Below are 22,418 nucleotides of genomic sequence, written 5' to 3'. Positions count from 1 at the left end.
CCGTTTGGGCGCTCTTCTTGCTTGGCAGATCTTTGTAAAAACGATACCAGACCATGCAGCGTCTGACCCCTCCCAATCCTCACAATCAGGAGACATCCATGCCCAAGATCCTTGTCACCGGTGGTGCCGGCTATATCGGTTCCCACACCACCCTGGCCCTGTGTTCCAGGGGATACGAAGTTGTGGTTTACGACAATCTTTCCACGGGCCGCGCCGAAGCGGTGCTTCCCCCGGCGCGCCTTGAAGTGGGCGACCTGGCCGAAACCCACAAGCTCTCTGCCCTCATGGCCCGGGAACAGTTTGACGGGATTCTCCATTTTGCCGGATCCATCGTGGTTCCCGAATCCATGACCAATCCCGTCAAGTACTACACCAACAATACCAATAACACCACTAACCTCATCGGTCTGGCGGTCAAGCACAAGATCCCCTCGTTCATCTTCTCTTCCACGGCAGCGGTTTACGGGATGCCCGAAATCGTTCCGGTGACGGAAACATCACCTCTGGACCCCATCAATCCCTATGGCCGGAGCAAACTCATGAGCGAATGGGTCATCCAGGACACCCATGCGGCGCATCCTGATTTTTCCTATGTCATCCTGCGCTATTTCAATGTGGCCGGCGCTGATCCGGGAGGACGCATCGGTCAGAGTACCCCCAAGGCGACCCATCTGATCAAGGTGGCCTCGCAAACCGCCCTGGGTCGCCGCGACCATCTGAAAATCTTTGGCACCGACTATCCCACCAAAGACGGCACCTGCATCAGGGATTACATCCATGTGACCGACTTGGCCAATGCCCATGTGCTGGCCCTGAACCATCTCCAAGCGGGCAGGCCGTCGGGCATCTTCAATTGCGGCTACGGGCAGGGCTACACGGTCAGGGAAATCGTGAACGCGGTGAAAAAGGTCAGCAAGGTGGATTTCGCCACCCAGGACGTGGACCGCAGACCCGGCGACCCGGCAACCCTCATCGCCGATCCGGCCAAGTTGATGCAGACCATGCAGTGGCAGCCCGAGCACGACGATATTGAGGAAATCGCCTTGTCCGCCTATCTGTGGGAAAGCAAGCTGTAAAAAAGAGACGGGAGCAAAGAAGACAGCAAGACATGCTTCTTCCGGTCTCCCGTCTCCCGGTCTTTTGTCTCCCTGTCTGCCGTGTCCTCCCTTCTTGACTTCCCCTGCCCCTTGATTCAATGTGACGGCTTATTTTCACATGCCATACGGACCATCCATGACCAACTCTTGTGCCGGGTCCGGCAACACCATATTCTATCTACGCAACATCCGGAGGACGAGTCATCCATGAGCGATTACAAGGCAACCCTCAATCTTCCCAAAACATCCTTTCCCATGCGGGCCAACCTGAGCAAAAACGAACCCAAGATGCTCGCCTACTGGGAAGACATCAAGGCCTACGAGCAGATGATCCAGGCGGGCAAGGACAAGAAACCCTATGTCCTGCATGATGGTCCTCCGTATGCCAACGGGCATTTGCACATGGGGCACGCCCTGAACAAGATCCTCAAGGACATCATCGTCAAAAACCGGAACATGGCCGGATTCCAGGCCCAATATGTTCCGGGCTGGGACTGTCACGGCCTGCCCATTGAGCACAAGGTGGAACAGGAACTGGGAGCAGCCAAAAAAGACAAATCCGTGCTCGAAATCCGCAAACTCTGCCGGGAATACGCCCTCAAATGGCTGGACATCCAGCGCAACGAATTCAAGCGGTTCGGCGGCCTCGGTCTGTGGGAAAAGCCCTATCTGACCATGACTCCGGATTATGAGACCGCCACGGCCCGGGAACTGGCCAGATTCATGGACCAGGGAGCAGTTGTACGCAACAAGAAGCCCATCTACTGGTGTTCATCCTGTCAGACGGCCCTGGCAGAGGCCGAAGTGGAATACGCCGACCACACCTCCCCATCCATCTTTGTCCGTTTTCCCATTACTGATCCGGCCATCACCAAGATCTTTCCCGACTGCGATCCGAATGCCACTTTCATTGACATCTGGACCACCACCCCCTGGACCATCCCGGACAACATGGCCGTGGCCGTGCATCCGGATTTCATGTATGTGCTGGCCCGAACAGGATCCACCTTCCACATTCTGGCCAAGGACCTGGTCCAGGAGAACCAGAAACGGTTCGGCTGGGATGACCTGGAAATTCTCGCCGAAACCCAAGGCAGGAACCTGGAAAACATCGCGGCCACCCACCCCTTTCTCGATCGGAAATCCCCCATTGTGCTGGCTGATTACGTGACACTGGAAACAGGTACCGGCTGCGTGCATACGGCTCCGGGCCATGGGCGCGAAGACTATGAGACCGGACTGCGTTACGGCCTGGAGGTTCTCTCCCCCCTGGACGATGAAGGACGCTTTCTGCCTTCGGTCAAGTATTTTGCAGGCAAGACCGTGTTCGAGGCCAACCCTCTGGTTATTGAAAAACTCCAGGAACAGGGCCATCTCCTGGCCACGGAAACAATCACCCACTCCTATCCCCATTGCTGGCGATGCAAGAAACCGGTCATCTTTCGGGCCACCACCCAGTGGTTCATCTCCATGGAGGCCAATGACCTCCGCAACAAGGCCCTGGCGGCCATTGACAAGGATGTCACGTGGATCCCGGGATGGGGCAAGGAACGGATCTACAACATGGTCAAGAACCGTCCCGACTGGTGTATTTCCAGGCAGCGCATGTGGGGCGTACCCATCATTGCTCTGCTGTGCCGCGACTGCGGTCAGGCATGGTTTGACAGCAAGTGGGTTCACACCATCGTGGACAGGTTCGCCACCCACCCCACGGGTGCGGACTACTGGTTTGAGGCCTCCCTGGACGAGGTGGTGCCCAAGGATCTGGTCTGCCCCCATTGCGGAAGCAATCATTGGGAAAAGGAAGACGATATCCTGGACGTCTGGTTTGACTCCGGCACCAGTTTTGCCGCTGTCGTGGAAGGACGCGAGGAATGCCGCTTTCCGGCCGATCTCTATCTTGAAGGAACCGACCAGCACAGGGGATGGTTCCACAGCTCTCTGCTCGCTTCCATAGGCAACAGGGGCCAGGCTCCGTACAAATCCGTACTTACCCACGGCTTCGTGGTCGACGGCAAGGGACACAAGATGTCCAAATCCGTGGGCAATGTCATTGCGCCAGAAGAGATTATCAACAAATACGGCGCCGAAATCCTGCGTCTCTGGGTAGCTGCATCCAACTATCAGGAAGACCTGCGCATCTCGGACGAAATCCTGCGCCGGCTGGTTGACGCTTACCGTCGAGTCAGAAACACCTGTCGGTATATTCTGGGTAATCTCAAGGACTTTGACCCCCAGACCGACATGGTTGCCGCCCAGGACATGCTCCCTCTGGACAGATACGCCCTGGACCTGGTGGCCGAGGCCCATCAGACCATGCAAAAGGGGTATGAGGAGTTCGAGTTCCACAAGGTCTATCACACCCTGCACAATTTGTGTGCCACCGACCTGAGCGCCTTTTACCTGGATATCCTCAAGGATCGGCTGTATGTTTCAACAACCAAGGGCATTGAGCGGCGCTCGGCCCAAACCGCCCTGTACCGGATCCTGCTGGTGCTGCTGGAAAACATGGCTCCCATCCTCAGTTTCACGGCGGAGGAAGTCTTCAGGAACCTGCCCGAGGCCATGCGTGGCAACGTTACGACCGTATTCGGGTACACCTTTCCTGCCGTTGCCAAGGGCTTCATGGACGAGGAAGAAACCCAGTTGTGGAACATGCTCGTGGAGATACGCAACGAAGTTACCAAGGCCATCGAACCTTTCAGAAAATCCAAGGAACTCGGCCATTCCCTGGACAGTCATGTCACCCTGTTCGTCAAGGATGACATGCGCGAGGACCTGGAAAAGGCCTCGGAATATTTGCGGGCCTTTTTCATTGTTTCCAAAGTGAGCCTGGCCGATCTTGCAACCGCCCCGGAAGGCATCTTTGCCAGTCAGGAGGTCCCTGACCTGAAGATCGGGGTGACCCGCGCACCAGGTACCAAATGTGCCCGCTGCTGGGTGTACAACGAAGAGCTGGGCACCAATCCGGATCATCCCGAGGCATGTCCGCGCTGCACCCGTGTCCTGGAAGCTATGGCATAACCTACGAACAAACCGTGCAACAGGGAGTGCCCGGTACACGACGGCACCACAGGACATGTACCAGGCACTCCCAGAGCCGCACCATACCGGCAACGACCAATCTCATGAACACCAAATACAAATTCGTTTCCATCCTTGCCGCGGTGATCATCGCCCTGGACCAGATCTCCAAGATCTGGGTCCAGGGAAATATTTCCATGTACGAATCCATTCCGGTCATTCCGGGCTTTTTTGATCTGGTCCATGTCCTGAACAAGGGCGCTGCCTTTGGATTTCTGAACCGGGCCGACATTCACTGGCAGACCTATTTCTTCATTGGTGTCTCGGCCCTGGCCGTTGTACTCATCTTTCATCTGGTCAACACCGTGGACCGCCGGGATCCGCCCCTGTTTACCGGACTGGGGTGCATTCTTGGCGGGGCTCTGGGCAACATGATCGACCGAATACGCATCGGTCAGGTTATTGATTTTTTGGATTTCCACATTGCCAGTCACCATTGGCCGGCCTTCAACATCGCGGACATGGCCATCAGTGTAGGGGCGCTGTTGCTCCTGGTATCCTTTTATCAGCGGAAAAAGAATGCATCCCGTTTTAATTGAAATAGGTCCCCTGACCATCCACAGCTATGGTTTTTTTGTGGCAGCCGCGTTTCTGGCCGCCATGGCCTGGACCTGCCGGGAAGCCAAATCCCGTGGTCTGGATCATTCTCTGGTTTCAGACCTTGGCTTTTACGTTGTTCTCGGCGCCATTCTCGGCGCCCGGATTTTATACATCCTTATCAATCCGGTTTATTTTTTCCACCACCCCCTGGAAATGCTCATGTTCTGGAAAGGGGGGCTGGTATTTCTGGGCGGGGCCATTCTGGCCTCAGTGACCGGGTATTGGTACCTGAAAAAAAAAGACCAACCCTTGTGGCCCTGGATGGACGCCATTGCCGTCAGTGTTCCCCTGGGCCAGGCCATTGGCCGCATCGGCTGCACCATGGCCGGATGCTGTTACGGCGGTGTTTGCGAACTTCCCTGGGCCATCACCTTTACCGACCCCAACAGTCTGGCCCCGGTCAATATTCCCCTGCATCCGACCCAGGTTTACCACTGCCTGGCCGGATTGGTCACCTTTGGCATGCTCCTGGGGGCCAAACGGTTCATCACCACCAAGGGTATTCTTACCGGTCTGATGCTCATGTTATATGCCGTGTTCCGGTTTTCCATCGAATTCTTCCGGGGCGACTACCGGGGTGATTTCGGGATCCTTTCCGTCACCCAGGTCATTGCTCTGGGCGTGTTCTGTCTGGGGCTTGGCATTGTACTGTTCAGAAACAGGAAAACTGCGAAATAATTGAGGCACCATCCGAAAGGAATTGCCTCATGCGTGATCTGCAAGGCCGATCTTCTCACCAACCCTGCAACAACATAAACAAAATACAATGTCCTCCCTTACTCCTTTCCAACTTGCCCTGGTAGTTGCCATTCTGGTCCTGCCCATCATTCCCAATCTCTGGGCCATCTGGCATATCTTCCGCAACGACTTTGCCACGCCGGCCGAAAAAAAGGGATGGATCTGGCTCAACGTCTTTCTTCCTGTTCTTGGAGGCATCATCTACTTTTTTGTGGGCCGACGCAGGACCCTTGACGCCTTGCCCACATCCCCTCAAAACGACATCAGCCAGTCTTCATGAATCAGAACCAACCGGGCAGAATGAGGTTTACAGCACAATCCAACAAGCCCTATAGTCGATCCGAACCACGTTCCTTCCAACCAAGGCGGGCATCTGTCATGACTTCTTCACGATCAACCGGTTTATTCCTTGTGGGTATGGCCATCATCCTGCTGCTGGTGCCTGCATGCGCCTCCAAACAGGATGTTTCCTCCCTCCAGGGGCAGGTCTCGTACCACCAGCAACAACAGGCTCGGGAAAACCAGGAGTTGAAGAAAAAAATCGTCACCCTGGAATCCGAGCTGGTCAAAGCACGCCAGGATATCAAACAGGAAATTTCCCAGTCAAGCCAGCCTGTTCGTTCCAAACAGGCTGATCTCTGGGCGGAGATTGAACAATTGCGCGTCCAGCTGGCAACAGTCCGGGGAGAGGTCGACGGCTTGACCCGAAAAATGCAGATTCTTGCCTCCAACCAGGACAATGCCACATCAGCCCTTACGCACATGAACGCGACAACATCCAGGATGAACCGCGTCGTGACGGCCATGGCCGGACAATTGGGCATGGACCTGGCCGAGTTCCATCAGGAAAGCGCTCAACCCCGGCCCTCTCAGGCCGTCCAAGGAGTCAGGCCAAAGCAAACTAGCCAACCCGAGGCCGCTCCCGGGTACGAATCGGCCCAGGCCCTGTACAAAAAGGCCCTCAACTCCTTTTACGCCAAGGACTATGCCCAGGCCCTGTCCCTGTGGGAAGAATTCGCAACCACCTTCACCAAGGACAGCCTTGTACCCAACGCCCTGTTCTGGCAGGGGGAATGTCATTATCAGATGCGCGACTATGCCCGGGCCATCCTTGCCTATCAAAAGGTCATTGAAACGTACCCCAAGAGCAACAAATACCGTCCTGCCCTGCTCAAACAGGGCATCTCCTTTTTCAAGATGAACAAGAAAAAACCGGGCAAGCTCGTTCTGCAGGACCTTATCAAAAAATATCCTCAATCGGCCGAGGCTCGAAGGGCCAAAGCCTACCTGCAGACCAACGGCTGACTCCGTTGGAACATGAAGGAAATGTCATGCGTCATTTCTGCGCAAGCGGAGATGACGCGTTTTGTTTGCAAAACCCTCAGCTACCAATGGTGCTGGCCCATTGCGGCACAAACAGCAACGACGCATCATGAATACATTGAACACCGCCGTCATCCTGGTCCGTCCCAAGTATCCCGAAAATGTGGGATCGGTCGCCAGGGCGTGCATGAACATGGGATGCCACCAGCTCATTCTGGTCAATCCCCGGAACTGGGATGTGAACAAGGCCAAACGGCTGGCCACCCCGCACAGTGAACAACTCCTCGACGAGGTCACCATTGTCCAGAACCTGGCCGAGGCTCTTGCGCCCTTCTCCGTGGTCTACGGGACCACGGCCCGCACCGGTGGATGGCGCAAGGCCATCATGGTGCCGGAACAGGCCAGCACCACCATTGCCAGGCAGCTTGGTGACAACGAACACGTCGCCCTGGTCTTCGGGCCCGAAGACACCGGCCTGGACAACCGGGAAATCGAAATCTGCGGACAGCTCATCTGCATTCCCACCCATCGGGACATGACCTCCCTGAATCTGGCCCAGGCGGTCCTGATCATTCTCTACGAAATCTTCAAACACTCATCCATACAGCCCCAGACGACCAACCAGCTTCCGCCAAGCCGGTCCATCACCCACAAGGAACAGGAAGTCCTGATCGAACGGATCAAGGCTTCTCTGCTGGCCATTGATTTCCTGCACGACGACAATCCCGATTACTTCATGCTCCCCATGCGCCGATTCCTGCAGCGGTTCCAGATCAAACGCCACGAGTTCAACCTGCTCATGGGCATCTGTCGACAAGTCCAGTGGATCGTCAAGAAAGCGGGAAAACAATAAGCAGTCCAAGGACGCAGATCAGGACAACGTCAAGGCGTCCCGTCTTCAAAGAAGCGTCCTTTTGCTGAACCCGTCGTTCCTGTCACAACCGACCTTCCTGCCCGCGGCCCCGACAGGCATTCTGCGTACGGAATTTTTGCGCCTTCTCACAATCCCGCCCCGTCCAGAACCATCCGGGCACATGTTTCCACCGCATACAATCCATCCTTGAGCAGAAGGATCTCCTCCCTGTCCAGCTGATAGGGATAGATGACATTGTGCGCGCTTTTCCCGGCACATTGTTCCCGAAGCCCGATGCGCAGCCGTTGTCCCTGACTCCAGGACCAGAAACGGGTCAACCGTTTGCCAAGTCGCGCGCTGATATGCCCCCTGTCCTCAAGGGCATGAATCCGGTCCAGGGTATGGTGCATGGTCAGCCCGTATTTCAGGGCCAGGATACGTACAGCCGTTGCCAAACGGACCATGCCGGAATGCTTGATATCAAGCCCTCCCTGAAACGGGCCCTTGGGGATGAGCACAAAATGCCCCCATATGGTCAGGGGAATCCGGTATCCAGCCAGTTCTTCGGCCAAAAAACGCAGAACAAGCGGTCGGGTTCGAACATACTCCCACAATTCATGTTTCAGGGAAAGGGCTGGTTCCTTGGGGCCGGCAAGGGGCCTAAAATCCAGAAAAAGTCCATATTGCCACGGCCCCTTTTCCACAGGGTTGGCCAGCCATGCGCGAAGACGCGCTATCCATGCATCCCTGGTTCCGCGCCACAAGGGCGAAGTAACCATAATCCCGCCGGGACACAGGGACATACCCGCCCCGTCCAGGGTCATGACCAGATCCTGGGCAACATTATCCAGTTCGTGGGTATCCGGCGCAACCGGATAGATGAGTCCGTTATCCTGGTCCGAGGAGAGAACCTGCTCCTGGCGCCCCCCGGAACCGAACTCCAGCCAGGTGCACGCCTCAAGCCAGGCATGTTCCCTGGCATGGAGGGCAAGGACCACCTTTGCAAGATCCTCATTGAACAACGACACCTCACGGGAAATGTCGGCGGCGTTCCGGTTGGCGTTCAAACCATCCCGCACCAGTTTGATCCGGCCCATGCGGATTTCCCTGAAGGATCCTTGTGCAGCCAGACGCAGCAGGGTTGTCTGTCTGACGGCTGCATCACCATACCATGGACATGCGTTCATGTTCCTTCCCTGGTGCACATGGGCCTCCCAAAGCGTGCCTCAGCCCGTTTACCCCGGTTGAACCAGCAGACTTTTTTCTGATTTTCTCTATCACACATCCCGGCGACCTGACCAGACCATGCCAACAAACGGTTTGCCTCCGGGTTCGACCGGTTCCCCCCAAACCATGGAAGGCTCGGGAAACACCTTTGTGCGGCCTGCAACCGTTCACCTGAAAAGGGTGGTCTGTTCCACTGGATGGTGTACAAGAAAATGGACACCACCATCCATTCCCAGGAGGAAGCCATGGACGTGAACACCTTGCGCAAGAAACAACTGACCTTTGCCCTGGCCTTTGGCATTCCCTACTTTGTCTCCATCATCGGCCTCTATCTCCTTGTCTACCTCGCCAAGGACTGGATTGCAGGCCAAACCCTGGGAGGAATGCCCCTGCACTATGTTCTTGTGGGGCTGGTCATCTACCCGGTAACCTGGATCATTTTCATCATCTACACCAAAGCGGCCAATGCCATGGAAGACACGATGCAAACCAGACACCCCCGGGAGTAACCCTATGGAGACCATATACCACGTTCCCATCACCGCCCTGGTTCTCATCGGGGCCATGCTCACCTTTACCGTGATCACCACCTGGCTTTTCAGAGTCCAGAAAACAGCGGCCGACTATTACCTGGCCGGCCGCAAGGTCAATTCCTTCATCAACGCCTCGGCCATTTCCAGCGATTATCTGAGCGCCGCCTCTTTCCTCGGAGTAGCCGGGATCGCCTTTCTCAAGGGATTTGACGGGATCATCTATGCCTTTGGATTCTTTGTTGGCTACATTGCCCTGCTCCTGTTTCTGGCCTCTCCCCTGCGCAAGTTCGGCAAGTACACGGTGCCGGATTTCGTATCTGAACGCTTCCACTCGCGATCTGCCCGTATCTGGGGCATCATCGGCGTCTTGTTCGTATCCATGTTCTACATGGCCCCGCAAATGCTCGGAGCGGGCAAGGTCATGGGACTGCTTCTGAATCTGGAATACAGGACCGCCATTGTGGTCATCTCCCTTATCATCACGGCATACGTCACGGTGGGCGGCATGAAGGGAACAACCATCAACCAGCTTGTCCAGTTCTGGATCATGTTCGGGTCCATGTTTTTGCTGGCCTTCATTCCCTTTGTGCTCAAGGGATTCACCTATACCGAGGTTACGACATTTCTTGCCGGTTTCAACGGTCCGGAACCCGTATCCGGCACGATGTTCAATGGAAGCGCCTACATGGTTCCCGGATACTGGCTGACAAACATCAAGGACACCATGTCCCTGCTTTTGGCCTTGATGTTCGGAACAGCCGGTCTGCCGCACATTCTGGTACGATTCTATACCGCACCCGACGGCAAGGCCGCCCGAAAAACCGTCATTTATGTACTCCTGCTGATCGGATGTTTTTACATTCTCTCGCCCTACGTGGGCCATGTCATCCGCTATGTTTTTTTACGTGCCGGTGATCTTCACATGAACCAGCACCTGACTTCCTGGCTGGCTGAAAACGGCAAAAATCTGGCCGTGCCGGTGGCGGGTTCGTATTTTGGCGGGCAAATCCTTCTCGGTCTGGTGGTGGCCGGGGCCTTTGCCGCCATTTTGTCCACAGTGGCCGGCCTGATCATCACCTGCGCAGGAGCCATTGGTCATGACCTGGTGGTCAGCCTCATCAACCCCAACCTGCCCGAACGGACCAGAGTCCTGACCGCACGCATCGCCTCACTGGGCATCGGACTTTTGGGCATTCCCCTGGGATTTGCCGCAGAATCCATGCAGATCGCTGTTCTGGTGGGCCTGGCCTTTGCCATTGCCGCATCCACCTTCTTTCCGGTCCTGGTCATGGGCATCTGGTGGCCCAAAATGACCAAAAACGGAGCCATTGCCGGGCTGGCCACGGGCATTGTGGGTTCCTTTGTCATGATCCTTGGCAAATCCTGGATGCCTGAAATGCTCCGTTTCCAGAATCCCGGCGGGTTTGTCATGCTTCTTTCCTTTGCCGCCATTTACACGTGTTCGCGCATGGAATTTTCGCGCAAGGGAAAATCGGCCATTCCCCATGACGTGGATGAAGTCATGACGGTTCTCCACGGCCCGGAACAATAAAAAAGAAAAGTACGCAGGACGCAGTTGGCAGTGCGCAGGAAAAAGCAAAAGTATGGTATTGACAGAAATACTTTGCAAGTATTTCTAGAAACGACCAGCACGTCTTCTTCCCCGTACAGATATCATCCCTGTCTGCGCACTGTGCACTGTGCACTGCGTACTCATACTCTTACAGTCCCCCATGCCCTCCAAAGAACGACCAACCATTCTTCTTTCCACGGGCTGCCTCTTTGACCGACCCCTGGAGGAAATCGCTGCAATCTGCACGGATGCGGGTTTTGATGGATTGGAACTCATCCTGTCCCATCCGGACATGCTCGACCCCCAACGTCTCATCAGCCAGACCGCCCCCTGCAAAATCATCTCCCTGCATGCCCCGTTCAGGAAATGGGCCCTGTGGGGGGGGCATCTGCACGCCTGGAAAAAGTCCATTGCCCTGGGCAACCAATTGAAAGACGTGCGCCACATTACCCTGCATCCACCCCATTTCCGGCAGGGAGAACTCGCTTTATTCTGGTGGTTCAGGTCCTCTTTTGATCTTCCCATGGATATGGAAGCCTCCCCGCGACTCACCCTGGGCATTGAGAATCTCCCCTGGGGGCAACAATCCCCCTTTGCCAAAGACCCCCTCACCCAACTGGCCCTGCTGTGCGCCCAAAAAGGAACCAACATGACCCTGGATACCTGTCATCTCGGGGTAAGCAGTTACGATATCCTCAAGGGGTGGAAACGCATCCCCCGATTATTGGTCAGCAACATCCATTTTTCCGATGCCTCAGGATGGCAGGAACACCTCTGGCCCGGGAAGGGCAATCTCCCCCTGTGGGAATTCCTGGCCCTGGTGGCCCAGGACGGCTACACAGGTCACCTCACCCTGGAAGTCACCCCGGCCGCTTTTATCAGGCAGGACCCCGTATCCAGATTACGGGAACAACGCCAGGAAATGGCGTCCTTTTTCCGGTGAGAACAAAAATCATCTTGACCTGCAACGAGCTGACATCAGCCCGTGAGCAAGGCCGACCGGAGAAAAAGGACGCCGCTGCACCCGGTATCCACACACCAGACACGGCCCACATTCTTTCTTCTTGACCTTTTTCTGATTATCTCACATTTTGAGCAATTCAGGCGTTCCCTTATACCCCGCCGACAAGCACCCCAATCACATCCATTTCGCCTTTCCCGCCACCTGGCAGGGCAAGGCATTTTCATTTTCGAGGTATGTCCATGGCAGCAGATATTTCCCTCAAGCAATTAACCAGAGAAGTGGACAAACGCCGAACCTTCGGGATCATCAGCCACCCGGACGCCGGAAAGACCACCCTGACCGAAAAACTCCTGCTCTACGGCGGAGCCATCCAGATGGCAGGGACCATCAAGTCCCGCAAGGCCAATCGGTATGCCACCTCCGACTGGATGGCCATGGAACAGGAACGCGGCATCTCCGTGACCACCTCGGTGATGAAGTTCAATTACAACGGCTTTGAGATCAACCTCCTGGATACCCCCGGCCATCAGGACTTTTCCGAAGACACCTACAGGGTGCTCACGGCGGTGGACTCCGCCCTCATGGTCATTGACAGCGCCAAGGGTGTTGAGGTCCAGACCCGCAAGCTCATGGACGTCTGCCGGATGCGGGATACCCCCATCATGACCTTTGTGAACAAACTCGACCGGGACGGATTGGACCCCCTGGACATTCTGGAGGACATTGAAAAGACCCTGCATATTGAATGCGCCCCCCTGTCCTGGCCCATTGGCATGGGTAAACAGTTTCAAGGGACCTACAATATCCACAAAAAGCAACTCCATCTGTTTTCGGCAACCCATGGGGGCAGAATCCAGGAAGGTATTGTCATCACCGACATCAACGATCCCAAACTGGACGAACTTCTGGGCCAGCATGCCGACGAACTGCGCATGAATCTCGAACTCATCGAAGGAGCCGGTTACCCCTTTGACCGGGAACGCTACCTCAAGGGATTGCAGACCCCGGTATTCTTCGGCAGCGCCATCAACAACTTCGGGGTTCAGGAACTGCTTGATACCTTTGTGGAACTTGCTCCGCCTCCCCAACCCAGACAGACAACCACCAGGGAGGTCTCTCCCTATGAACCGGAATTTTCCGGCGTGGCCTTCAAGATCCAGGCAAACATGGACCCGGCCCACAGGGACCGGCTCGCTTTCGTGCGCATCTGTTCGGGCAAGTTCACCAGGGGCATGAAGGTCCGTCACCATCGATTGGGCAAGGAAATCCAGATCGCCAATGCGACCATTTTCATGGCCCAGGACCGAACCGGAGTGGAAGAGGCATGGCCCGGCGACATCATCGGGGTGCACAACCACGGAACCATCCGTATCGGCGACACCTTTACCGAGAAAGAGCCTCTCAAGTTCACGGGCATCCCCAATTTCGCACCCGAGCACTTCAGACGGGTCATCCTGAAAAATCCCCTCAAATCCAAGCAGTTGAACAAGGGACTGACCCAGCTCTCCGAGGAGGGCGCTGTGCAGCTTTTCAGACCCATGATGAACAATGACTATATTCTTGGTGCCGTGGGTGTCCTCCAGTTTGATGTCATCATGTCCCGCCTGAAAGACGAATACGGGGTGGATGCCGTTTACGAGCCCGTTCAAACGGAAACAGCCCGATGGGTGACCTGCGACCAGCAGAAAATTCTGGATCAGTTCACTCGGGAATTCCAGTCCAACATGGCCCTGGACGCCGAAGGCGCCCTGACTTACCTGGCCCCGAGCAAGTGGCGCCTGGATTACACCATGGAACAATGGCCCGACATTGTCTTTCACACCACGCGGGAAAAAGTCTAACGCATCCCCGTTGACGCCACCAGGGGCGACCGCGCATTTCCATCAGGGCCATCGAACCCATGTTCGATGGCCTTCTTTTGTGCTCACGGGAGGCCCCACCTCGGCCGTCCTGGCGATAGCCACACAGCCGACCAGCTGCTCACCATGGCGCCCAGGTTCTGCTCCAGGGCAGCCCAAACAAAACAAGCGGGAAAACAGGGGCATTCCCCTGTTTTCCCGCTTGTTGACAGGACAACAGATGCAGCCGGATTACAGCCGCTGAGCCACTTCGGCCCGATCCGCAAAAACCTTTTTGGCGTCCTCGTAGAACAAACCGGTTGCACCATGTTCCGAGGTGCCCACGGTATGCCAGGTATCGCCGTGTTTTTCAAAGACGCAAATGACAGGGCCGAAATCAATGGCCGCCCGTTTTTCATCCGCAAACAGAACTTCCTTGAACGTCAACGCCTTGATCATTTCCTGCAAACTAGCATCCATACCCTTAACCTTCCCTTTTGTGCTTTGTTGGATTACAAGAAAAGACATTTGTAAAAACATTTCAAGGCAGAGTCAATCGCCTTGTCCACCCCTGTCCAACGGGAGTTTTGTCATGCGTCTTTTCCTTGCAAGGGGTCGCTTACATACCGCCATGACCATGGTCTGGTTCCTTGTTGTCCTATGTGTTGCATGCTCGCGCCCGCCCCTGGGGGGCTCCATTGAGGATGTACAGACCATTCCCCAGGACGTGTCGCGCATTATAGGGGCGAATTCCGGCTCCATGGACGACCACAGCCATATCCCCAACCAGAGCCGTCTTGCCAAGCAGTATCTGACCCATTTTTTCGCCCCCTGGCATCTCAAGGCGGCCACACTCTACCCTGCCGAAAACCTGTTGAGATCAATCAACACTCTGGGTACCAGCAAAGTCATTGGAGAAAACCTGCAACCCTGGCCCACACAGCGGATTACCCGGCTTGTGGCCACATGTGACCAGGAAACCTTTCCCAACCAGGATGCCCGGGCCATCACCATCATGGACACTCATGCACGTGCCCTGCCAACCCGCCATCCCGGCTTCCATTCCTTTGACCGGCCCGGGGAAGGATACCCCTTTGACTATATGCAGTATTCGGTCCTGTGGGCCGGAACCCCCGTCCATGTCTGCCATCTGACCCGGGACAAGGAATGGGCCCTGGTCGAGGCAGGATTTGTGTACGGATGGGTTCCGGTCAACAACCTGGCCATGGTGGACGAGGCCTTTATGGCCCGATTCCAATCCGACCATTTTGCCGTGCCCCTGCGGGACGACCGTCCCATCATCGATACGGAAGGCGTGTTCCGATGCATGACCCATATCGGAGCCATCTACCCCGTTGCCATGGAAAGCCCGACCCGTCCCATGCTCCTCATGCCGGCGGCCGACGCATCCCGCAAGGCCGTTCTGGTCAAGGCCGACATGAAGGGACTGGAGATGGCCCCCTTTCCCCTGCCCATGACCCTGGACAATCAGGTTTTTCTGGCCCAGGGGTTCATGGGCCAGCCCTATGGATGGGGTGGCATGTACGCCAATCGCGATTGTTCAGCCATGACCCGGGACTACATGACCCCGTTTGGCTTCTGGCTACCCAGAAACTCTTCCCAGCAGGCCAGACAGGGACGGCGCATCAACCTTGCCGGACTTTCGGCCAAGGACAAGGAAAACATCATCAGGACGCAGGGGATTGCCTTGCGAACCCTCATCTGGATGCCCGGGCACATTGTCCTTTATCTGGGCCAATATCAGGGACAACCGGTCATCATGCACAACATGTGGGGGCTCAAGACCAAAACCCTGATGGCCGGGGAAGGACGATACATCATCGGCAAGACCGTGATCACCACCCTGTATCCCGGGGCGGAGCTGAACCATCTTGACCGGCCCTCCGGACTGCTGATCAACAAGATCACCGGAATGAGCATCTTCCCTTGATCCCGGTGATCATCCTGTTCACGATCGCAACCCTTTTAGGTGGAGGCTCACCCCATGAGGCCCGAAGATATCTCCCCGGCATCCCGGGTTCTGGACATTGTAGCCGCGTACAAAACAACCGAACCCGTATTTCGCAGCTACGACAAACAGGCTGGGGAATGCGTTTTGTGCAACGCCTTGTTCGAATCCCTTGAAGGCCTGGCCGCCAAATACCACCTGGATGTCAACCAGCTTCTTGCCCGGATCCGCCAGGCAGCAACAACCACCCAGGAGCAGCAATCATGAGTCAAAGTACATTCAAACCAGTGGGCCAGTCGGACAACCGATTGTTCGGACCCAGAAAAGTCCTGGTCCATGGTCTTGATCCACGTGACCGGCAACGTCTCATAACCCATTTGGACACAACCAGGGAGTTCGAAGACCTCCCCCTGATTTTCCCGGGCCGGGAAGATTTCTCGTGCACCCTGGAAGAACTCTTTGCCCGGGAGGATCAAAGCGCTCCCCATGATCACGTTCTTGCCTCTCCTTTTGTGATCATGGGAGGTCTTCTGGAACACGAACTTCACGCCTTCATGAAGATCTATAAATCCATTGAGCTTCCTCGTCCCATATGGGCCACCCTGACCCCGGTTTCTGCTACATGGTCCCTAACCGACCTGCTGACGGAACTTACCCGGGAGCACCAGGCCATGGGCAAGCCGGCGTCTTCGTAGCCGGCAGGACCTCGCGGGTTTGACAATGACAGCGGGATTCACCTAAAGATGATTCCTTGCAAGCAGATCCCAACCGTCATGCCCGAGCAGGCATCTTTCAAATCATGTCCATTCTTTTTGCATCCCTGCCGTCTTTTTCCGGCCAGGCTTTTCAGGTCTGGATCACGGACCTGGCCAAATTCTTCGGAGTGCTGGGCCTGCTGACCTGGCTCATTGTTCACGGGTCTGCTGATCTGGGGTACAACTGGCAATGGTATCAGGTGCCCAGGTACCTTTTTACCTGGAACGAGGAAGGATTCACCCTGGGTCCGCTCCTGACAGGCCTGATCGTAACCCTGAAAATCACGGGATGGAGCCTGGTTTTCGCCTTTGCCATTGCCCTGACCACGGCCATGATGCGTCTTTCCGGCTCGTTCATGGCCCGAAGCGTCTCCCGGGTGTATCTCGAATTCATTCGCAACACCCCTCTGCTCATCCAGATATTCTTTCTCTATTTTGTCATCTCGCCCATTATCGGCCTGGACCGCTTTGCCATTGCGGTTCTGGCCCTCAGCCTTTTTGAAGGCGCGTACGCCTCGGAAATTTTTCGGGCCGGTATCCGATCCATCCCCAAGGGACAGTGGGAGGCCGGGTACAGTCTGGGCATGACATCCTTTGACCTTTACAGATTGGTCATTCTGCCTCAGACCCTGCGCAGGATCGCTCCCCCCCTGACAAGCCAGGGTATCTCCCTGATCAAGGACTCGGCCTTAGTGAGCACCATCGCGGTCTACGATCTGACCATGCAGGGCCAGGCCATCATTGCGGATTCCTTTCTGACCTTTGAAATCTGGTTCACGGTAGCAGCTATCTATCTGGTGCTGACTGGATTTCTCTCCCTTCTGGTAACCCTGATGCAGCAAAAAACATGGTGAGCTCTGGTTTGCCGTTTTCTTGTTCCCTTTTTTCATGTACCATGTTCATTCCCATCACAACCTGCTGCCCTGTCAAGCAACCCCTTCAAGGAGGCCTTTCATGCGCTTTCGATGCTTTGTGCTTTTCTGTTGTGGCTTCATACTTCTGGCAACTTCCACCCAGGCCATGGCCAATCCGGTGACCGAACAGCTCCGCGACGCTAGCACCCTGGAAAAAGTCATCAAAAACGGCAAGCTGCGAATCGGTTTTTCCACATTTGTTCCCTGGGCCATGAAGGACAAAACAGGCGCCTTTATCGGATATGAAATCGACGTGGCCACACGCCTTGCCCATGACATGGGCGTCAGACCCGAATTCATCCCCACCAAATGGTCCGGCATCATCCCGTCTCTTTTAACCGGCAAATTCGACATCATCATCGGAGGGATGGGCATCACGCCCAAGCGCAATCTCAAGGTCAATTTCACCATTCCCTACGAATACTCGGGCATGTCCATGATTGCCAACAAGAAGCTGGCTGCAGGTTTCAACAGCCTGGAGGATTTCAACAAACCTTCGGTGACCCTGTCGGCGCGCACCGGGGCCACACCGGTTCAGGCAGCCAAGCGGTTCATGCCCCGGGCAACGCTTCGCTTTTTTGACGACGAGGCCCAGGCACTGCAGGAAGTGCTCATCGGCAAGGCCCACGCCATGATCGCCTCGGCACCGTTTCCGGCCCATCAGGCCATACGACACGAGAACAAGCTCTTTTTGCCACTGGGAGAAACAACCTTCACCAAGGAGCCCATCGGATTTGCCATCAAAAAGGGTGATCCCGATTTTCTCAATTTTCTGAACAACTGGATCATCATCACCTCGGCCGAGGGATGGCTACAGGCCCGGCACGATTACTGGTTCAAAACACTGGACTGGGAACAACGGATCAAGTAGCTCCCGACACGCTTTTTCTGACATACTTCCTTCATAAAAAAAGCCTGCGGGCTATCCCGCAGGCATCCTTTTCTCATGTACCGACCACCATCGCCACGCAGACCAAGTCTTCTCGACCTAATCATCCTGCTCATACTCATTTCCGGAGCCGGCTGGCTGTATTATCAGGCAACCACCAACATGGACTACACCTGGGATTGGTCGGTTATTCCCCAATACCTTTTCAGATACGACGCCCACCAGGAACGATGGGTACCCAATCTTCTCATCCTTGGGCTCATGACCACCATACGGTTGAGCGTCTGGTCCACCATTTTGGCGACAATCATCGGGATATTCATGGGGTGTCTGCGCATCAGCAAACACCGGGTCAGGCGATGGCTTGGCGGAGCCTATGTTTCCCTGAGCCGGAATCTGCCGCCCCTGGTCCTGGTGTTCATCTTCTATTTTTTCGTCGGCGAACAGATCATGCCTTTTTTGGGAATCGAGCAGTGCGTGGACAATTGCGCTCCTGCGACCAAATCCATACTGGAATGGCTGTTCGGCCCCACATCTCAGCTGGCCTCGTTTCTCACGGCCGTCATCACCCTGGGGATTTACGAAGGTGCCTACATCACGGAAATCGTCCGCAGCGGCATTGATTCCGTGGATCAGGGACAATGGGAGGCCGGCAACGCCCTGGGATTCGACTGGTGGAGCTCCATGCGCTTTATCATCCTGCCCCAGGCCGTGCGCATCGTCCTTCCTCCCCTGGCCGGTCAATTCATCTCCACCATCAAGGATTCGGCCATCGTTTCGGTCATCTCCATCCAGGAGCTGACCTTTCAGGGCATGGAGCTCATGGCCGCCACCTACCTCACCTTCGAGGTCTGGATCACCATCACCCTCATGTACTTTGGTCTGACCTTCGGGTGCTCCCTCCTGGCCAGAAAGCTGGAACTGGCTCTACGACGACGCGAGCAGGGATGAGCCATCAATCCTTGGCAATGCCTTGGGGCTACCCCCCGCCAAGGATCTTCACATCCAACCCGCACCGACCGCAGCGTTCACACCCCGAGGCAGGACAGGGCGCTGTCTGCATTCCTTGGTGAAACCGTTGCCATTCCTTCCATAAATATGCTTTATCCACCCCGATATCCAGCCGGTCCCAGGGAAAAATCTCATCTGGATCCCGTGTCCGATCCACATGCCAGGCAACATCCTTGCCCCAGGCCCTGAGCCCCTCTTTCCAACCTCCCCGTTCCTCCACCAGACACAACAGCTCAAACAGCCCTTCATCGCCGCGAGCAAGCAGCCCCTGTATCCTGGCCTGGCGGGGATTCTCTCCGGAAAAACGCATGCCCCGCTTGGACTTGATGATCGCCTTGAGCCGTTTCATCTTGGCCTTGAGGCCTGCTTCCGAATCCATGGCAGCCCATTGCAAGGGGGTCCAGGGCTTGGGCACCAAACAACTGGCACTCACCTGAATCAGATCAATACCCTTGGATTTTTTCCCTTGTCCTGTTTTGCGTGCTTGCTGAATCCGGTCGAGAAACCCGTCCAGTTCGTCAAAATCATCCTCGGTTTCTCCGGGCCAGCCAACAATGAGATACAGTTTAAGGGTATTGAATTGCAGCTCACTGGCCAGGGCAACTGCCTCAAGCAGGGCGTCCTCGTTGAGGTTTTTGTTCATGGACTGGCGCAGCCTTTGGCTGGCCCCTTCCAGGGCAAAGGTTAGGCTTCGGGTTCCGGTCTTGCGCAAAAAGGTCAAAAAATCCCGGGTGGCACCGTCGGCCCGCAGGGAGCCCAGGGAAAACTTGATGTTTCGTTCATGAAGCCATTGCAGAAAGGGAAAAAGATCTGGCCAGTCGGTCAAGGCCGTACCCACCAGCCCGACCTTGCAAGGACTTGTCTGCCGGACAATGGATTTGAGATCCCCAAGACGGGACTGGCGAGGAGGACGGTAGATGTTGCCGGCAGCGCAGAAACGGCACCCATAGGGACATCCGCGGTTGATTTCCAGAAGGAGCATGTCCCTGAATTCCGAGTGGGAACTGACAAAACAGGAGGCTGCCGGCACGGGCAGGAGACGATCCGAATCCCGGACAAAGACCCGACGGACGACACGATCCGTATGCAAATGTGACAGGATACCGGGCCGACGGGCAAGGCTGGCAAGGGCCTTGTGTCGGGAACTTCTGTCGATCCAGTGGTCCTTGATGGCATGGGCCAGCGACGCAAAGCCGTATTCGGCCTCGCCCACAAACACGAAATCCAGGGCGGGGAAAAGAGGAAAAGGGTTGAGAAAGGCGATGGGACCACCGGCCATGACAAGGGGCCAATCTTGGCGCTGGGCGGCATCAAGGGGAATGTTTGCCCGTTTGAGCAGGGACAGAACAGTGACAAAATCGCCTTCGAAATTGAGGCTGAAACAGATCAGGGGAAAGGCGGAAAGCTCCCTGCCCGAGTCCGCTGAAACGGGAGGAGAGGTCTTGTCGTCGGCATAAAATCGTTCGACGGCAAAATCAGCGGACCCGGCAAGGATGCGATACACCACCTGCCATCCCAGGGTGGACAGGGCGAATTTTTCCTTTTCCGGAAAAACCAATGCCACGGGTAACCTGCCGCCCCATTCCCTGAGTTGAGGAGACGCCGATCCCCAAAACAGGAGATCGTTTGGCGCTCCTTGAGGGTGAAGTTCGGTGGTCGTCATTGCTATATCATGTGGCACGGAAATTCCCAGGAGCGATTCGACACAGGCCCTCTGGCACCGCACCAGACACGAATCAATCCGCCTGCATGCGGATAAAAGCGGGAATCTCTGACTCTTCCTCGTCAAAGATAAAATCTTCCCCGCCTGGAGTCGGTGCGGACTGCGGACCATGGTTGGGTCGGGTTCGCTGCCGGGTCGTCTCCAGGGATGCAGGTCCGTGCAGGTCGTTCTTCTTTTTCATGCGCAGATAGGCGGGGATGTTCAAATCATCCTGATCAACATTGCTGGTCTTGGTGCGCAGGATGCTGCGCTCGTCCTGACGCGTCTGGCGGGGGGGTATCTTGGTCACGTTGGTCCCGCCGCTTTCAGCGCCGGTCTGCTTGCTTTCCTCTTCGATGCCGGTGGCAATGACCGTGATGCGCATCTCATCCCCGATATTCTGATCGAATACCGTGCCAAAATAGATATTGGCATCGTCGGAAGCCACCTCGTGAATGAGACTGGCTGCTTCACTGGCCTCATCAATGGTCAGATCCGGTCCGCAGGTGATATTCATGAGAACGCCCCGGGCCCCGTCAATGGACACGTCTTCGAGCAAAGGACTGGTGATGGCCTTCATGGCCGCTTCCCGGGCACGGCCTTCGCCGGCAGCAATGCCCGTACCCATCATGGCCAGTCCCATCTCCGACATGACGGCCTTGACGTCGGCAAAGTCCAGATTGATCAGGCCCGGCACCATGATCAGATCGGAAATACCCTTGACGGCATAAAAAAGAACCTCATCGGCCTTGGCCAGCATGTCCAGAAACGTGGCCTTTTTGGAAGCCAGGGTCAAAAGGCGATCGTTGGGAATGGTGATAATGCTGTCCACCACCTCACGGAGTTCCTTGATTCCCCTTTCAGCCTGCATCCTGCGCCGCTTTCCCTCGAACTGGAAGGGTTTGGTGACCACGGCCACGGTCAAGGCACCAATCTCCTTGGCTGCCTGGGCAATAACCGGAGCCGCGCCGGTCCCGGTACCACCGCCCATGCCCGCCGTGACAAAAACCATATCGCATTCACCCAGGGTTTCCTTGATCTGGCCGATGCTTTCCTGAGCGGCATCACGCCCCACCTCGGGATTGGCGCCTGCTCCGAGCCCCTTGGTCAATTTTTCCCCAAGCTGCAATTTGAACTCGGCCTTGGAATGCTTCAACGCCTGGATATCCGTATTGGCGGTGATAAAGGTCACCCCCTTCATGGCCGAGGAAATCATGTTGTTGACTGCATTACCACCACCGCCACCAACGCCGACAACCCTGATTTTTGCGTTGTCTTCGGTTTCAAGTTCCAAAAATTCCATGCCTTTTCCTCCCTTGTTCAGGATATATCCGTCTATTTCCTGAGG

Annotated in this window: 21 protein-coding genes; 17 read left to right on the top strand and 4 right to left on the bottom strand. The window is 55.8% G+C overall.

The features are described 5' to 3' along the window. Positions 1-98: 98 nt before the first annotated feature. The 7 genes from galE (at position 99) to DPF_RS02760 (ending at position 7,695) form a co-directional block, all read left to right on the top strand. Positions 99-1,076, top strand: a complete 978-nt coding sequence (gene galE / locus DPF_RS02790) for a UDP-glucose 4-epimerase GalE (protein WP_069857545.1) — start codon at positions 99-101, stop codon at positions 1,074-1,076. A gap of 228 nt (positions 1,077-1,304) precedes the next feature. Continuing rightward, positions 1,305-4,121, top strand: coding sequence for an isoleucine--tRNA ligase (gene ileS, locus DPF_RS02785; protein ID WP_069857352.1), 2,817 nt, complete (start codon positions 1,305-1,307; stop codon positions 4,119-4,121). Between the two features lie 104 nt (positions 4,122-4,225). Next, positions 4,226-4,720: a signal peptidase II gene (gene lspA, locus DPF_RS02780; protein WP_069857351.1), complete on the top strand. Its 495-nt coding sequence runs from the start codon at positions 4,226-4,228 to the stop codon at positions 4,718-4,720. Further along, a complete protein-coding gene (lgt, locus tag DPF_RS02775; RefSeq protein WP_069857350.1) occupies positions 4,701-5,459 on the top strand; it encodes a prolipoprotein diacylglyceryl transferase in 759 nt (252 codons plus the stop codon). The genes lspA and lgt overlap by 20 nt, the downstream gene beginning before the upstream one ends. Before the next feature lie 88 nt (positions 5,460-5,547). Then, on the top strand, positions 5,548-5,799 hold the full coding sequence (locus tag DPF_RS02770) for a PLDc N-terminal domain-containing protein (RefSeq protein ID WP_069857349.1): 252 nt from the start codon (positions 5,548-5,550) through the stop codon (positions 5,797-5,799). A 98-nt stretch (positions 5,800-5,897) separates the two neighbouring features. Further along, on the top strand, positions 5,898-6,824 hold the full coding sequence (gene ybgF, locus DPF_RS02765) for a tol-pal system protein YbgF (protein WP_069857348.1): 927 nt from the start codon (positions 5,898-5,900) through the stop codon (positions 6,822-6,824). 127 nt (positions 6,825-6,951) lie between these two features. Continuing rightward, the gene (locus tag DPF_RS02760; RefSeq protein ID WP_069857347.1) at positions 6,952-7,695 is read left to right on the top strand and encodes an RNA methyltransferase; all 744 of its coding nucleotides are present in this window, start codon (positions 6,952-6,954) and stop codon (positions 7,693-7,695) included. Positions 7,696-7,841: 146 nt separating this feature from the next. Here the strand turns inward: DPF_RS02760 and DPF_RS02755 are convergent, their stop codons facing one another. After that, entirely contained in the window at positions 7,842-8,882 is a 1,041-nt protein-coding gene (locus DPF_RS02755; RefSeq protein ID WP_069857346.1) for a DUF294 nucleotidyltransferase-like domain-containing protein, read from the bottom strand. A gap of 252 nt (positions 8,883-9,134) precedes the next feature. Between DPF_RS02755 and DPF_RS02750 the strand changes: the two genes are divergently transcribed. The 4 genes from DPF_RS02750 to DPF_RS02735 all read left to right on the top strand — a co-directional run bounded on the left by DPF_RS02750 (position 9,135) and on the right by DPF_RS02735 (position 13,833). Beyond that, a complete protein-coding gene (locus tag DPF_RS02750) occupies positions 9,135-9,431 on the top strand; it encodes a DUF485 domain-containing protein (protein WP_069857544.1) in 297 nt (98 codons plus the stop codon). A gap of 4 nt (positions 9,432-9,435) precedes the next feature. Beyond that, complete coding sequence (locus tag DPF_RS02745; protein WP_069857345.1) at positions 9,436-11,007, top strand: sodium/solute symporter; 1,572 nt, start codon at positions 9,436-9,438, stop codon at positions 11,005-11,007. 181 nt (positions 11,008-11,188) lie between these two features. Further along, entirely contained in the window at positions 11,189-11,971 is a 783-nt protein-coding gene (locus DPF_RS02740) for a sugar phosphate isomerase/epimerase family protein (protein WP_069857344.1), read from the top strand. Positions 11,972-12,231: 260 nt separating this feature from the next. After that, positions 12,232-13,833, top strand: a complete 1,602-nt coding sequence (locus DPF_RS02735) for a peptide chain release factor 3 (protein WP_088178303.1) — start codon at positions 12,232-12,234, stop codon at positions 13,831-13,833. 249 nt (positions 13,834-14,082) lie between these two features. On the opposite strand, the gene DPF_RS13975 is transcribed toward DPF_RS02735, so the two are convergent. Then, positions 14,083-14,310 (bottom strand): hypothetical protein, encoded by a 228-nt coding sequence (locus DPF_RS13975; protein WP_176724145.1) that lies wholly within the window; start codon positions 14,308-14,310, stop codon positions 14,083-14,085. Positions 14,311-14,422: 112 nt separating this feature from the next. Between DPF_RS13975 and DPF_RS02725 the strand changes: the two genes are divergently transcribed. The 6 genes from DPF_RS02725 to DPF_RS02700 all read left to right on the top strand — a co-directional run bounded on the left by DPF_RS02725 (position 14,423) and on the right by DPF_RS02700 (position 19,308). Further along, a complete protein-coding gene (locus DPF_RS02725; protein WP_069857341.1) occupies positions 14,423-15,781 on the top strand; it encodes an SH3 domain-containing C40 family peptidase in 1,359 nt (452 codons plus the stop codon). Between the two features lie 54 nt (positions 15,782-15,835). Next, entirely contained in the window at positions 15,836-16,066 is a 231-nt protein-coding gene (locus DPF_RS02720; protein ID WP_069857340.1) for a hypothetical protein, read from the top strand. Beyond that, positions 16,063-16,494 carry a DUF3783 domain-containing protein gene (locus DPF_RS02715; protein ID WP_069857339.1) on the top strand — a complete coding sequence of 144 codons (432 nt, stop codon included), beginning with the start codon at positions 16,063-16,065 and terminating at the stop codon, positions 16,492-16,494. Before DPF_RS02720 ends, DPF_RS02715 begins: the two co-directional genes overlap by 4 nt. Before the next feature lie 104 nt (positions 16,495-16,598). After that, positions 16,599-17,408 (top strand): amino acid ABC transporter permease, encoded by an 810-nt coding sequence (locus tag DPF_RS02710; protein ID WP_069857543.1) that lies wholly within the window; start codon positions 16,599-16,601, stop codon positions 17,406-17,408. A gap of 100 nt (positions 17,409-17,508) precedes the next feature. Further along, entirely contained in the window at positions 17,509-18,339 is an 831-nt protein-coding gene (locus tag DPF_RS02705) for a transporter substrate-binding domain-containing protein (protein WP_069857338.1), read from the top strand. Positions 18,340-18,414: 75 nt separating this feature from the next. Beyond that, a complete protein-coding gene (locus DPF_RS02700; RefSeq protein WP_069857337.1) occupies positions 18,415-19,308 on the top strand; it encodes an amino acid ABC transporter permease in 894 nt (297 codons plus the stop codon). A 28-nt stretch (positions 19,309-19,336) separates the two neighbouring features. Here the strand turns inward: DPF_RS02700 and DPF_RS02695 are convergent, their stop codons facing one another. Both DPF_RS02695 and ftsZ read right to left on the bottom strand, forming a co-directional pair. Beyond that, positions 19,337-20,932: a radical SAM protein gene (locus tag DPF_RS02695; RefSeq protein WP_369689577.1), complete on the bottom strand. Its 1,596-nt coding sequence runs from the start codon at positions 20,930-20,932 to the stop codon at positions 19,337-19,339. 172 nt (positions 20,933-21,104) lie between these two features. Further along, positions 21,105-22,373, bottom strand: a complete 1,269-nt coding sequence (gene ftsZ, locus DPF_RS02690) for a cell division protein FtsZ (RefSeq protein ID WP_069857542.1) — start codon at positions 22,371-22,373, stop codon at positions 21,105-21,107. Positions 22,374-22,418: the final 45 nt, after the last annotated feature.

Source organism: Desulfoplanes formicivorans, from assembly GCF_001748225.1.
Taxonomy (GTDB): Bacteria; Desulfobacterota; Desulfovibrionia; order Desulfovibrionales; family Desulfomicrobiaceae; genus Desulfoplanes; species Desulfoplanes formicivorans.
The sequence above is the reverse complement of the archived record's forward strand: the minus strand, read 5'-3'. Positions and strand labels throughout refer to the sequence as shown.